The 13,557-nt window shown below is 32.7% G+C and carries 20 protein-coding genes; all 20 read right to left on the bottom strand.

The window, feature by feature from the left end:
• Positions 1-23: 23 nt before the first annotated feature.
• Entirely contained in the window at positions 24-572 is a 549-nt protein-coding gene (locus tag AZF37_RS02545; protein ID WP_162473840.1) for an RICIN domain-containing protein, read from the bottom strand.
• A gap of 7 nt (positions 573-579) precedes the next feature.
• Positions 580-969 carry a glucosaminidase domain-containing protein gene (locus AZF37_RS02540; RefSeq protein WP_088369440.1) on the bottom strand — a complete coding sequence of 130 codons (390 nt, stop codon included), beginning with the start codon at positions 967-969 and terminating at the stop codon, positions 580-582.
• A gap of 14 nt (positions 970-983) precedes the next feature.
• On the bottom strand, positions 984-1,223 hold the full coding sequence (locus tag AZF37_RS02535; protein ID WP_088369439.1) for a hypothetical protein: 240 nt from the start codon (positions 1,221-1,223) through the stop codon (positions 984-986).
• A 390-nt stretch (positions 1,224-1,613) separates the two neighbouring features.
• Positions 1,614-2,498, bottom strand: coding sequence for an Hsp33 family molecular chaperone HslO (gene hslO, locus AZF37_RS02530; protein WP_088369438.1), 885 nt, complete (start codon positions 2,496-2,498; stop codon positions 1,614-1,616).
• 3 nt (positions 2,499-2,501) lie between these two features.
• Complete coding sequence (locus AZF37_RS02525) at positions 2,502-3,401, bottom strand: RluA family pseudouridine synthase (protein WP_088369437.1); 900 nt, start codon at positions 3,399-3,401, stop codon at positions 2,502-2,504.
• Positions 3,402-3,406: 5 nt separating this feature from the next.
• The gene (gene lspA, locus AZF37_RS02520) at positions 3,407-3,871 is read right to left on the bottom strand and encodes a signal peptidase II (protein WP_088369436.1); all 465 of its coding nucleotides are present in this window, start codon (positions 3,869-3,871) and stop codon (positions 3,407-3,409) included.
• A gap of 53 nt (positions 3,872-3,924) precedes the next feature.
• Positions 3,925-4,491, bottom strand: coding sequence for a phosphate propanoyltransferase (locus AZF37_RS02515; protein ID WP_088369435.1), 567 nt, complete (start codon positions 4,489-4,491; stop codon positions 3,925-3,927).
• A gap of 185 nt (positions 4,492-4,676) precedes the next feature.
• Positions 4,677-5,126 (bottom strand): DivIVA domain-containing protein, encoded by a 450-nt coding sequence (locus AZF37_RS02510; protein ID WP_088369434.1) that lies wholly within the window; start codon positions 5,124-5,126, stop codon positions 4,677-4,679.
• Between the two features lie 197 nt (positions 5,127-5,323).
• Positions 5,324-5,815, bottom strand: a complete 492-nt coding sequence (locus AZF37_RS02505) for a YlmH/Sll1252 family protein (protein WP_088369433.1) — start codon at positions 5,813-5,815, stop codon at positions 5,324-5,326.
• Between the two features lie 176 nt (positions 5,816-5,991).
• Entirely contained in the window at positions 5,992-6,795 is an 804-nt protein-coding gene (gene proC, locus AZF37_RS02500; RefSeq protein WP_088369432.1) for a pyrroline-5-carboxylate reductase, read from the bottom strand.
• 8 nt (positions 6,796-6,803) lie between these two features.
• A complete protein-coding gene (locus tag AZF37_RS02495; protein WP_088369431.1) occupies positions 6,804-7,286 on the bottom strand; it encodes a cell division protein SepF in 483 nt (160 codons plus the stop codon).
• A gap of 18 nt (positions 7,287-7,304) precedes the next feature.
• Complete coding sequence (locus AZF37_RS02490; RefSeq protein ID WP_088370641.1) at positions 7,305-8,003, bottom strand: YggS family pyridoxal phosphate-dependent enzyme; 699 nt, start codon at positions 8,001-8,003, stop codon at positions 7,305-7,307.
• A gap of 27 nt (positions 8,004-8,030) precedes the next feature.
• On the bottom strand, positions 8,031-8,276 hold the full coding sequence (locus AZF37_RS13090) for a laccase domain-containing protein (RefSeq protein ID WP_425425454.1): 246 nt from the start codon (positions 8,274-8,276) through the stop codon (positions 8,031-8,033).
• 95 nt (positions 8,277-8,371) lie between these two features.
• Complete coding sequence (locus AZF37_RS13085; RefSeq protein ID WP_088370640.1) at positions 8,372-8,497, bottom strand: laccase domain-containing protein; 126 nt, start codon at positions 8,495-8,497, stop codon at positions 8,372-8,374.
• Positions 8,498-8,644: 147 nt separating this feature from the next.
• On the bottom strand, positions 8,645-8,809 hold the full coding sequence (locus tag AZF37_RS10285; RefSeq protein WP_162473839.1) for a hypothetical protein: 165 nt from the start codon (positions 8,807-8,809) through the stop codon (positions 8,645-8,647).
• Positions 8,810-8,833: 24 nt separating this feature from the next.
• Positions 8,834-9,319 (bottom strand): transcriptional regulator NrdR, encoded by a 486-nt coding sequence (nrdR, locus tag AZF37_RS02475; protein ID WP_088369429.1) that lies wholly within the window; start codon positions 9,317-9,319, stop codon positions 8,834-8,836.
• A gap of 9 nt (positions 9,320-9,328) precedes the next feature.
• Complete coding sequence (gene ftsZ / locus AZF37_RS02470; protein ID WP_088369428.1) at positions 9,329-10,429, bottom strand: cell division protein FtsZ; 1,101 nt, start codon at positions 10,427-10,429, stop codon at positions 9,329-9,331.
• 19 nt (positions 10,430-10,448) lie between these two features.
• Positions 10,449-11,159: a cell division protein FtsQ/DivIB gene (locus AZF37_RS02465; RefSeq protein WP_281178896.1), complete on the bottom strand. Its 711-nt coding sequence runs from the start codon at positions 11,157-11,159 to the stop codon at positions 10,449-10,451.
• A gap of 148 nt (positions 11,160-11,307) precedes the next feature.
• Positions 11,308-12,207, bottom strand: coding sequence for a UDP-N-acetylmuramate dehydrogenase (gene murB, locus AZF37_RS02460; protein WP_088369426.1), 900 nt, complete (start codon positions 12,205-12,207; stop codon positions 11,308-11,310).
• 13 nt (positions 12,208-12,220) lie between these two features.
• Positions 12,221-13,555, bottom strand: coding sequence for a UDP-N-acetylmuramate--L-alanine ligase (gene murC, locus AZF37_RS02455; protein ID WP_088369425.1), 1,335 nt, complete (start codon positions 13,553-13,555; stop codon positions 12,221-12,223).
• Between the last annotated feature and the right edge of the window lie 2 nt (positions 13,556-13,557).

Raw genomic sequence — 13,557 nt, 5'->3', positions numbered from 1 at the left:
TTCAAATGACCCACCATATATCTCTAAATTTTTCCTGAGAAAGAAGATTCAATTTTATATAATCCATTTGCTACATCGGCAACATAAGGAATTGTCGGTAAATTTTTAAGCTTATTAAGCTTAAATTGTTTACTAGTATCAGAAGCATTAATTATACTATTTAATAACAAATCATCATATACATTATAACTTTTAATTTCTATAAAACTATTATCATATTTGCTCTTTATGTAGATATTATTTTGATTATCTTTGTATAAGAGCCACCGCTGATTATCTCCTTTATGAACACTCCATTGTGTTAGAGAACGACTGCTATTAACATCCAAAGCTTTTTTACTATGGTAAAAATTTATAACATAACTGCCATCGCTTTGTTTTTCAAAATAGGTTGTTTTACTGCTTTTATTTGAAGCAATATTTTGCTTTATCAATAAACCATTATCATAACCACTATCAACTGTCTCTAGTGCCAGCCCATTAGCAGTTGAATTAATCGAATAATAACCATCGGCTAAATCTGTTATAGGGATAAGATTATCTGGTACAACAGGATCGGTCTGATTAGCCATTATGCTTTTAAGAACAGTAACAATTTTTTGTACCATAATTTACATCTGTTGCCCAGCCAACAATGTCGTCTATATAAGTAGTTTTCCCAAAATTAACTGTAGTCTTAACTATATTATAACGAGGATCAACTAAATCCCTCCCATTAGGAATAAGCTCTTTAGTTACATAAGCATAAAGATGCTGAATATGTCCTTCAACACCATCTACAATGGATGAAAATCTTGCCCCATGTTCTCCAGCTACTAGTTTAACCTTTGTAGGATTGGCACCATAAATATACGCAACACTTCCAGCCTGTGTTGCAGATATTGCCGTTCCAGTTGCATAAATTCCAGCAAAATTGTATTGGTCTCTTTTGACAATACCAGTATATCTGAAATAATTAGTCTCTAACATAGATTGAGATAGCGCTACTTCTGGTCTAATACCATAAATAGGCGCGCTATGTTATAATAACTCTGTATCACCTCATCATAATAACTAGTATAATTGCTAGCACCTATAATATTTTTTAAATATTTTTTCACTGTATCCATTGATACAGTTGACTGTCCTCGAACAACCTCTTTACTTGCACTATAAAGATTTATAGACTTGGCTTGAAGCGCTTCAAGCTCTTCTAAAACAACATTATCTATCTTGTTTTCCACATAAGCATCTGCAGCTGATAATGGCTCCTTAATATCTAAATTTTCAGAATCACCTTCAGTTCCCTTAATACTACTCTAAGTAGTATTTTCTATATTTTCATTTAAATCTGTTGCCATAAGGCTATTATTAAAAATAACACCTCCTATTAAAGCAACAAAAATAAATATAGTAATTATTATTTTTTATTGTTTTCGTACTTTTCATTTGTTTTTCCCCCTTGTCCGTTCCACATGCTGATAACAATATTCACTATTTTTTATTATAGCATATTTGAATAAAAATGTGGATATTACATCATTATAGAGCTTACTCAATAAATCTAAACTATTTTCTATAGATTAAAGTAGGATGAAATAATATTATTTCATCCTACTTTAATCAGTCTATCTTTATAGGCTCTTTATTAACTCTTTTATTTCTTCAATTGGAAACCAATATTTTTCATTACAATATTGACAAACTACTTCTATACCTTCATCTGATGACAATGAAGTCAATTCACTTTCACCTAAGGAAATTAACGCTTTTTCAAAGTTATCCTTGCTACATTTACATAAAAAAGAGACTTCTTTTTTATCAAGTATTTTATAGTCTTCATCAAAGAAATACTGAACAAGTTCCTCAGGTGTATGATGTATAAAATAATCACTTATAGACATAGGCATTTCCTTAATACGTTCATCTAGAATAACACCTAATTCAAGTCTAGCATCAGGCATTAATTGAATCATAAAGCCACCTGCCGATTTAACAGAATAATCAATATCAACAAGAACCCCAACACCTACAGCACTCAATACTTGCTCAGAAGCATAGAAATATTCAGTTAAATCATCTCCAATTTCTCCTGTTAGAATAGGAACAGAACCGGTATAGGGTTCCTTCATACCAATATCCTTAGAAATATAGAGCATTCCTTCACCTACTGCCGTTCCAACATCTAGCTTTCCATTGTCTTTTCTAGGTATATCCGTTTTCGGAAAATCAACATACCCCTTAACTTCTCCGAAACTGTTACCTTCAGCCATTACAGTACCTAATGGTCCATTTCCTTTAAAGCGAATAGAAATTATTTCTTCTCCCTTTAAAGTCATTCCCATCATTACTGCGGCAGTTAAAGTTCTACCTAAAGCCGCTGTTACTGTTGGATAAGTGTCATGCCTTCTCCTGGCCTCTTCACATAAATTAGTTGAAATGGTACAGAAAAAACGGACCATACCATCCATGGCAACGCCCCTTAAGCAATAATCAACTTTATTTTTATTGTTTTCCATTTTCTAACCCTCTCTTAATTTATTTAGCAACTGCTGAAAATATAGTGGCAGACTTGTTTTAAACTCCAAATATTCCTGGCTAATTGGATGCATAAAACCTAAAGTTATAGCATGTAAGTATTGTCCGTCTAAAGGAATCTTTTTTGTTGCTGTACCATATAATGGATCCCCTGCTACCGGGTGCTTTAAATAGGCTAAATGAACTCTAATTTGATGGGTTCTTCCCGTATGAAGTGTGCAGAGTAACAATGTATTATTTGCCAGTTTTTCCTCAACTTCATAGTAGGTTTTAGCCCCTTTACCTTGTGCTAAAACAGACATCTTAATTCTACTCTTTGGATCTCTGCCAATAGGCAAATCAATTTCACCACTCCGCTCATCAATAATACCATTGACTAAAGCCATATACTGTCTTTTAATTGTATGTTCTTTAAACTGGACAGCTAATCCTTCATGAGCTTCATCTGTTTTAGTAATTACAAGAATACCTGATGTATCTTTATCAATTCTATGGACAATTCCTGGTCTCATGAAACCATTAATCGAAGATAAAGGGATGTCATAGTTAAGTAAGCCATTTACTAAAGTACCTTTGTAATGACCAGGTGCTGGATGAACTACAATTCCACGGTCTTTATTAACAACTAATATAGCATCATCCTCATACAATATATCTAGTGGCATTTTTTCAGGGCAAATATGGATTGCTTCTGGCGCTATCATTTCAACTAAAACTTGATCACGAAAAGATAGCACATAACGCTTTTTAACAGTTTGTCCATTAACAGTCACTGAACCATCTTCAATTAATTTCTCTATATGACTCCTAGAAAATGATAAGTAATTGCTTAAATACTTATCAATTCTTTCTTCCCTTAAAATTGGAATTTCCTTTATTTCCATTATTCCTATTCCTGACCTTCTATTTCAAATTGATCCTTATCTCTTTTATAGAAAAAGATATACTTAATAATTACTAAAACAATACCTAAACTAACAAACCAATCAGCAAAGTTCATTACAGCAAAAAATGGCACTTCTAAAAAATCTCTAACATATCCAAATATTAATCGATCAATTAAATTGCCTAGTGCGCCGCCTAAAAGAATAGCTTCCGGAATCACATTATGACCTTTTTTACGTTCTGAACGAATTTGAATTAAAATAATAATAACTACAATAGCGGTTAATGAAATAAACAACCATTGTGCGTTTTCCAAGATACCAAATGCGGCACCTTTATTTAAAATAAATCGAATATTAAAAACATCAGGAATTAGTATAATTTGTTGCCCCGCTGTCATTGTATTTCCAACAATGAACTTTGATGCTTGATCAATTAAAACCAGAACAATTATTACAACTAGCCACATATTTTTCCCCACCTTATATGCAAAAGGTTGGGGTACCCCAACCTTTATACTATTTACTTAATTAATGTTACCTTGTCGCCACTTCTGACTAATGCTGCATTTGCCTCATCAGTGTCAATGTGAAATTCTTCTACAAAGTCAGGGCTAATTCTAGCAATTACATTATCAAATACTAACGCCCTCTCACCTTCAATTTTAGCTTTTAAAAGCTGTCCGTCGATTATACCCTCTTTGTCGGCAAAAACTTGACTTAAATGCACATGTCGTGCAGCAACAATGACGCCTTCATTAATTTCAACTTCACCTTTAGGTCCGACTAGCTTAATACCAGGTGCCCCCTCTATCTTACCAGACTCTCTAACCATTGGTTTTACACCCAATTTAAAACAATCACTAACAGATACTTCCAATTGGTCTTTTGCGCGAATAGGTCCTAGAATTCTAACTGTTGGAAATGATCCTTTCGGTCCAACAACTGAAACTGTTTCTTCAGCACCAAATTGTCCTGGTTGTTTAACCTCTCTAAAAATATGTAATTCGTAATCCTCACCAAATAGAATTGCTAATGATTTTTTTGAAATATGAATGTGTCTTGCTGAAATACCTACTTCTACTAACATTTTGCACCTCTCCTTATAAGCTTTTTAACTACTGCTACACATTTAGGATATTGCATGAGATTGTACTCACACTATCTACAAACATCAAACATGTCTATATTTTCATATTCTATTGCTATTTGAGAAACAATAGCTAACTTGGAATTTTTAATTAAATTTATAAATAAATAACTTTATTAAAAAGTTTATTCTATTATATCTTGTTCCAATATTTCTAGTTGTTTTTTTAAATCATTTTTAATTGATTTTCTGTATTCTATATATCTAATTTTTAATAAGTTGTACTTATCTTCTAAGCTGGTCATTTTATGGGTTACATCAGAGTTTGCATCCATTAAGAAAGCGTCAGCTTGCTTCATCTTCGCATCATAATCGGCCTGGGCTTGTGCTCTAATTTCATCAGCAGATTCTTGAGCCTTAAGAAAAGTTTCACTGAGTTCATTCTCAATTTTCTTATAATGTGCTAACTGATTTAAGAGAATATCTTTTTCCTCCCTTAGCTTCTGCTTTTCTTTTAATAAAACCTCAAATTCTTCAATAATTTCATCTAAAAAAATATCTACTTCTCTTTTATCATAACCTCTCATCGATGTTTTAAAATCTTTTGTTTCAATAAGCTCTGGCGTAATTTTCATAATAGCCCTCCAATAATATATTATATTCTTTTATTTATTAATTTAAACCCTTTAGTCATTATAACATAGGGCAATAATCATTTCAAAAAAATATATTCAATCTTATAAGCGTCACTTCTATATGTTTTAAACATATTTTCCAATAATAACTTTGAATCTATTTTTTTGGTTTTCCCTTTATCTGAAAGTACTTTGAATCATCCTTTTCCTCTACAGGAAATTAAATCATTTACAGCGATAATACAATCTGACTTTTCAGTTAAACGATAATTTAATTTTACTTTTCCTGTATCAATATAATGTTGGCTATCTCCTCTAGACAAATTAAATGACTTACTAACAAAACTATCCAGTCGATAAGAAGATACTATTATTAATTTCTCTTCTAATTGCCTTGGATAAATTGAAATATCCTCTGTTGTTTCTAATTCGATTTTTTCAGAGCCAACTTGACGCCACTCATTAAGAAAGAATGGAGTCAAATGCTTGTCAACAGCTACTTTGCCTTCCATTCCATCTTTAGATATAGAAATATCTCCAATCTTTTCCCTAACAACGCCAAGTCCTAAAAGAGAACCTAAAACAGCACGATGTTCTAATCTCCCATTTATACTTATTATTTTAAGTATATTAATTTGATTCTCAAGATTTTCTTTTTGATAAAAATCCTTAAAAAAATCAAACGACATCTTTCCCCTACCTCAAAACCAGCATCTTTGTAATAATCCATTCCAAATATAGAATCTCTTATTAAGTAATCTTCAAAAGCAACCACTATATTAGGACCGAGGAAATCAGATACAATAACTTTGCTACTTTTACTGGTTATTTCATAAAGTTCAATAAGAGAGTTTAATAGCCTTCACTATTCTCCTCCACGTGAAAGATCAATTGAACGCCCATAGGCCTTTTTAACGCCTTCATCTACTGCAGTTGAAAAACCTGACTTTTCCATTGCTTGCAGACCTTGAATAGTCGTTCCACCAGGTGAAGTGACCTTATCTGAAAGCACTCTTGGATGTTCACCAGTTTCTTTAACCATTGCACTTCCACCTATAATTGTATCGATAACTAAAGATTGAGCTAATTCTCTTGGCACACCTAAAGCAACAGCACTATCCGTCATAGCCTCAATAAAACGATAAACATATGCTGGTCCACTGCCACTAATAGCTGATACTGCATCAAAACAATCTTCCTCAATCCATTTATAACACCCAACAGAACTAAATATTTTCTCTACAGCCGCTATTCTTTCATCGCTTATTTCGTCAGAGCTTTGACATAAAACAGTAACGCCTTTACCTATTAAGCTAGGAGTATTAGGCATTGCTCTAATGACGTGTCCAGTAGATAATTTTTTACAGATTTTCTCTGAAGGAATACCTGCAACAATTGAGACAACTAAGTGTTTTTCATTAATGTCATCTTTTATATCTTCCATTAAATCAAACAATACTTGTGATTTAACTGCCAAAATAACAAGTTCTACCGTTTCAAAAAAATCTTCTCCGGCTGAATTTATATTAAACTTATTTTGCAAATAGCTTAATCTATCTTTTTTAATTTCAGATACGTATATTTCAGATGGTAGAAAAGATTCTTTTACCATACCTGTTATTATAGCTTCAGCCATATTACCGCCGCCAATAAAGCCAATTTTCATCATCGTTCTCCTCAGCTTCTTCTAAAATTAGGAACATCCATTCCCTTATCTTTTTTTCTAAGAGAAATCGTATTTTGTACGCCAACAAAAATTGGTGTAAACAAAATAATTTTTCCACTTATTTTATTTACAGACCCACCTAAAGCATAAATTGTACCACTTAGAAAATCGACAATTTTTCTGCCTTCTTCAAATTCAACATCTTCTAAATTTAATATAATTATTTTATTCTTTTTCAAATCATTAGCAATTTTCAAAGCATCATTAAAAGTATCCGGTGATACCATTAACACCTCGCATTTTTTACTCACTACTGAAGATAGTGAAAATGATTCATCTATCATACTTAAACTCTCCTCTTTATCTTCATCATCAGCACCATTAAATCTTTCATACTCATCATAGCTGTCATCTTCGTATGTATCCTCTTCTTCATATTCATCTTCATCATAATCTTCTTCTTTACCAAAATAATCCTTGATTCTTTTAATCATAATTCATACCTCCATTTATTATTTAGTATAATCTCTTTTGCCATAAAGTAAGGAGCCAATTCTTACAATATTAGCACCTTCCAATATAGCCAACTCATAATCGTGGCTCATTCCCATAGATAAATAATCCATGGAAACCCCCTCTATTTTAAGTGATTCGATTTCTTCTTTAAGAAGTCGTAATCCTTTAAAAACACCTCTAACTAATTGTGTATCATCACTATGTGGGGCCATTGTCATTAACCCCGAAATCTGCAAGCCTGGAATTTTCTTAGCTTCCTCTATAAATGAAACTACATCATCTCTTTTTAAACCAAATTTGGTTTCTTCTCCAGAAATATTTATTTCTAATAATACTTTCTGGTTATGACCAAATTGCAAAGCTCTTTTACCTATTTCTTTAGCCAACGACACAGACTCAACAGAATGAATTAAATCAACTTTATCAATAATGTATTTTACTTTATTTCTCTGTAAATGTCCAATAAAATGCCATGAAACTCTGTTGCCAACAATATCATATTTAGCAACCAATTCCTGTGCTTTATTTTCACCTACAGCACGGATACCTAAAGGAATTCCAGCCTCAATAATTTCCACTGGAAAAGTTTTAGTTACCCCTAACAATAAAATGTCATCAACCCTTCCTGCTTTCTTCTTAGCTGCATCTATATTCTCTCTAATTTCTTTAAGATTATTTTCTAAATAATTATTCATAATAACCCCTCTATATTTCATTAATCACTAATAAAGCAGCCCCAAGTCGTCCGGTCTGTCCATTTTCCTTACGATAAGAAAAAACAAATCATTATGACAGCTGGTACAATAAGGTGATACTTCATTATTCAAAACATCAGCTCTTTTTAAAAGAGCTTCATTAATTGCCCCTAAACTTATATGCCTATTTTCAACAAAAGGAGGTTTAAATAAATTTAATTCTCTAATTTTAGATAATACATTTTCACCGACCTCGTAGCAACAGCTTTCAATTCTTGGCCCAATCTAAGCTTTAATATTTGGGGGATCACTGTGCCATAGGCTTTCGTCATAGCTTGAAGAGCTTCACCAACTATATTGCCTACAGTTCATTTCCAACCAGCATGTAATAGAGCAATAGCTTCTTTTCTTTCATCAACTAAATAGATTGGTGTACAATCAGCATAAAATGCAAATAAAGGAACACCTGGTATATTGGTAATTAAACCATCTATACCTCTTAATGAAGATTCTTATGAAAGGCTCCCTTTGCCTAAATCAGCCATTGTTACCTGGTGGATTTGAACACCATGAATTTGTTCTCCAGAAACTAAATCTTCAGAAGCAATAGAATAGTACTTTACATAGCTTTCTCCGATTCTTTAAGACTGCCTTTTTTGATCTCCAACATGGAGTCCTAAATTAAGTTCTTCATTATTAAAGCTCCAACCATTTATCCTTGTAGAAAAAAGATGGCTAATAAAAGGCATCTCTTTTAATAGATTACTTTCTAAATATTTTAATGGTATTTTATCTTCTAACTCCATATTTTCCCCTTTGAAAATAGCCGCTCAAATAGAGCGGCTATTAATAGAATCATTTTTTGTGTTTTTAAGCAGCGTCTCTATTTCATTCATAAAAGTTTCAACATCCTTAAACTCCCTGTAAACTGAAGCAAAACGAACATAAGCTACAGGGTCCACTGATTGTAGCGCATCCATTACTTTTTCGCCAATTAATTGACTGGAAATTTCTTTTTCTGTTCCACTTAATAAATCTCTTTCGATTTCTGCTACAATAGTCTCAATAGTATCATAAGAAACATTGGTTTTTTCACAAGCCTTTAATAAGCCCTTTACTAATTTTTCTCGATCAAATAAATCCCTTTCGCCATTTTTTTTAACAACAACTAAAGGCATTTGCTCAATTTTTTCATAAGTCGTAAATCTTTTTTTACACTCAATACATTCACGTCTCCTGCGAATAGCATAACCATCATCAGCAGGTCTTGAATCTAAAACTTTTGAATCTAAACTACCACAAAATACACAGCGCATCTCAATATCCTATTCTAAGAAATTAGGAATTTTAAATGCAACATCTAATTTATTAAATTTAAATTCATCTTCTTCAGAAGACTGATCATCATCGTCTAAATCTGAATCTTCATCCTGACTGTCTTTATCTACCTTTTTCTTCTTCTTGGAGTAATCGCTAGGGAATCCTGTGGCTATTACAGTAACAGCAATATCGTCGCCAAGTTCTGGGTTAATTGATGCACCGAAAATTACATTTACTTCATCATCACAAGCTTCAGTAACAATACTTGCAATTTCATTGACTTCAAATAAAGTTAAATCATCTCCACCTGCTATACTTAAGAGAATACCCTTAGCACCATCGATGCTCGTATCAAGAAGGGCGCTTGAAATAGCAGCTAAAGCAGCCTCTTGGGCTCTGTTATCACCTGAAGCTCTTCCAATACCCATTAAGGCAGCACCGTTTTCACTCATAATGGTTCTAACATCAGCAAAGTCTAAATTAATTAAGGATGGTATGACAATTAAATCAGAAATACTTTGTACACCTTGTCTCAAAACATCATCAGCCATTTTAAAAGCTTGAACCATCGGCGTTCTTTTATCAGCTAACTCAAGAAGACGATCATTTTGTACAATAATTAAACTATCAACAAATTCTGACAGTTTTTCAATTCCTTCTTGAGCTTGTTTAGCTCTTTTCTTTCCCTCAAATGAAAAAGGTTTAGTAACAACACCAATTGTAAGTGCTCCTACTTCTTTAGCAATTTGAGCAACTACAGGCGCCGCACCTGTACCTGTACCACCACCCATGCCAGCAGTAATAAAAATCATATCAGCTCCCTGCAGAAGCTTGTATAAATCCTCTCTGCTTTCATCGGCAGCTGCTTTGCCAATTTCAGGGTTAGCTCCGGCTCCTAAACCTTTAGTTAACTTGCTACCAATCTGAATCTTTTTAGTTGCAAGTGTTCCTTTTAAAGCTTGCGAGTCAGTATTAATGGAAATAAAATCCACCCCTTGAACGCCTGAATCAATCATTCTATTAATGGCATTGTTGCCGCCGCCGCCAATTCCTATAACTTTAATATTAGCTAAATTATCAAAACTAACATCCTCGAATTCTATCACTAGGATTCCCTCCTTCTTTCTATTGCTCTTTAATGATGGGTCTATCTGGGACAGACAGGTCCATATAAGCAATAGCCCTATCTAGCACCTCAGTGTCTTTTAGTAAAGTCTCTAAAGTGTTTAACTTCTTGATCATATTTTTATTATCCCCCATTATGGCTTCAAAGTCACCTGTTGGATAAATAGAAATAAATCCATTTTTAACTCGGATTTCATTAATTAAGTGTTTCCTATCTTCAGGAACACCTTTTACAAAAGCAATTGCTTGTCTCAATGAAGTCTCCACTAGAATTTGTCCTTGAGTAACTGTAACTGGAAAAATCATACTGGATAATATAGGTGCATTGATTTTACTAACACCAGGTTTTGCATCTACTGCCATAACATCAATTACTTCGCCATTATCATCAATCAGTATAAAGTTATTTAAAGTAACACCAATAATTAATGGTTGCTTCTCCTCTACACTAATAATCATTGTGTTTGGATAGGATCGTTTCACACTTACATCCTGAATTCTTGAAAAATTTTCTTTAATCATAGCACTTTTTTCAGCAGTATTTTGTAAAATAAGATTACTGTCTATTTTGATTTTGGCTATGGCTATAATATCTTCTTGCTTTAGCGTTTGAGCTCCAATTACCTCCACTTTTTTAATATTAAAAAAACTAGAGAAAAATGCAAAATAAGCTGAAGCAATGATTAATAATAAGACAAATAAGGCAATCAATATTCTGTCCCGTCTAAACTGCTTCTTCTCTTTTTTTTGCTTTTTTTTGCTCCTTACACTAATTGTATATTTTTGTTTCTCTTTGATGGGACTCTCCCCCTATAAAAACCTAGTTTTAATTATAACAATTTTCATTTTATAAATCAAACTAACAATTGATTTTTTTTATTTCTAACTGCAACTCTATATTATATGCTTTCATAACTTGATTTTTTATTTTCTCAATTAAATATAATACATCTGCAGCCTTAGCCTTATTTTTATTTAATATAAAGTTGCCATGAACTTCTGATATAACTGCATCTCCTTTATCAAGTCCTTTTAGCTTCAGCTGATCAATTAAATATCCAGCTGCAGGACCATTTTTAGGATTTTTAAAAATACTGCCACCATTAGGGTATTTTGGCTGTTTCGTTTTTCTAAACTCAATAGTGTTTTTATAATTCTGGTTAATAGTCTCTATATCCCCTTTTTCAAATACTAGAGTTGCCTTTACAATACAAAAATTATCTTTTTTTTCAAATATTGAATGACGATAGGAGAAATCACACATCGATTGATTATAATCCTTAAAAACGCCATTTTCAAATACTCTTACAGATTCTACAAAATCAGAAATAGCAATTTTATAGGCTTCTGCATTTGTAATTAAAGCACCACCTAATGAGCCAGGAATACCCCTTAAAAACTCTGCGTTCTTAAAAGCTGATTTTTTTGCCAATACACCTATTTGGTTTAATGTAACACCTGCATAAGCCTCAATTTCATTACCCTTGGTAAAAATACTTGAAAAATTTTTTCCTAAATATATGATTATTCCATTAAAGTAATTATCTCCAACCAATACATTAGAACCTCTGCCTAGAATATAGTAAGGAATTATATTTTTTGTTGCGAAATTAATAAGTGTAACTAAGCCATTAATAGTTTCTGGAAGTGCCACAACAGCAGAAATACCACCAATTTTCCAAGTAGTTAAAGAAGCCATCTTATAATCTCTTGTAAATGGTTCCTTATAAGTCTTTTCTAAAATACTTATCCAATCCACTAATTGTATCCTCCTAAAGTGCTGATAAAGACAATCTACCTACATCGCAAATATCTCCAGCGCCTATTGTTAAAATTAAATCTTCGGCCATTGCATTCTCTATTAAATACTGAACAGTTTCAGAAAAGTTTTCTTTGTATACGCCACTAGAGCCAATAGATTCAACTAGCTTTTCACTAGAAATACCTTCTATAGGCGTTTCACCAGCACTGTATATTGGACTGACAATAACTAAATCTGCATTTTTAAGTACAGCTACAAATTCATCAAATAATTGATTAGTTCTTGTATAACGATGTGGCTGAAATACTGCAATTACTCGCTTGTAGCCAAATGATTTAGCTCCTGTTAATAAGGCATCAATTTCATTAGGGTGATGAGCATAGTCATCAACAATGGTTATCCCATTTTTTTGTCCAACTACTTCAAATCGTCTCCCTACGCCCTGGAATGTATCTAAACTCTTAAATATTACCTCATCTGGTATCCCTTTAAGTCTAGCCAAAACTAAAGCGCCTAGAGCATTTTGTAAATTATGAACGCCTGGTAATGGTATATTTATTGTGCCAATATATTCTCCTTTATAGTATACCTTCCCAGTATTTCTATAGTTCTGAACATTAATATCCTCTATGGTATAATCACAATTTTCAAAACCAAAAGTAATTACATTGTCCTTATCTTTAACTAAAACTCTTAGTGTTTCATCTTCCCCATTAATAATTATATTACTTTTAACATTCCCAATAAACTCTTTAAATGCTTCAATAATTTTTTCCTTAGTTCTATAGTAATCTAAATGATCATCATCAATATTTGTAATAATGGCAGAATCTACTTTCATCTTTAAAAATGAACCATCACTTTCATCTAGCTCTGCAATTAAAATTTCCCCTTCTGAATCATAGATTCCATTGGCACCATGAAAAATCAACTTGCCACCTGCTGCCACTGTTGGATGGGTTTCTGCCTTATTAAAAATTTCAGCAACCATAGTTGTAGTAGTCGTTTTGCCATGGGCTCCTGCAATACCATAAGTAGTCTTTTCTTCCGTTAACCATTTTAAAAGCTCACTGCGATGCCAAATAAGTATACCTGATTGATTTGCAGCCTTTATTTCTGGGTTGTCTTTTTTAACGGCTGTTGAATAAACGACAACTTCAGATGTTTTAGGCAATAAATCCCCATTATGTCCTATTGTTATAACAGCCCCTTTATTTTCCAAATATTTCACAGTATCGGATTCTTTTAAATCAGACCCAGTAACATGACAACCTTTTTCCAAACAAATATTGGCTAGTCCACTCATGCCGGTTCCACCTATTCCTATAAAATGTATGTTTTTCATAA

The sequence above is a fragment of the endosymbiont 'TC1' of Trimyema compressum genome (genome assembly GCF_001584725.1).
Taxonomy (GTDB): domain Bacteria; phylum Bacillota; class TC1; order TC1; family TC1; genus TC1.
The sequence above is the reverse complement of the archived record's forward strand: the minus strand, read 5'-3'. Positions and strand labels throughout refer to the sequence as shown.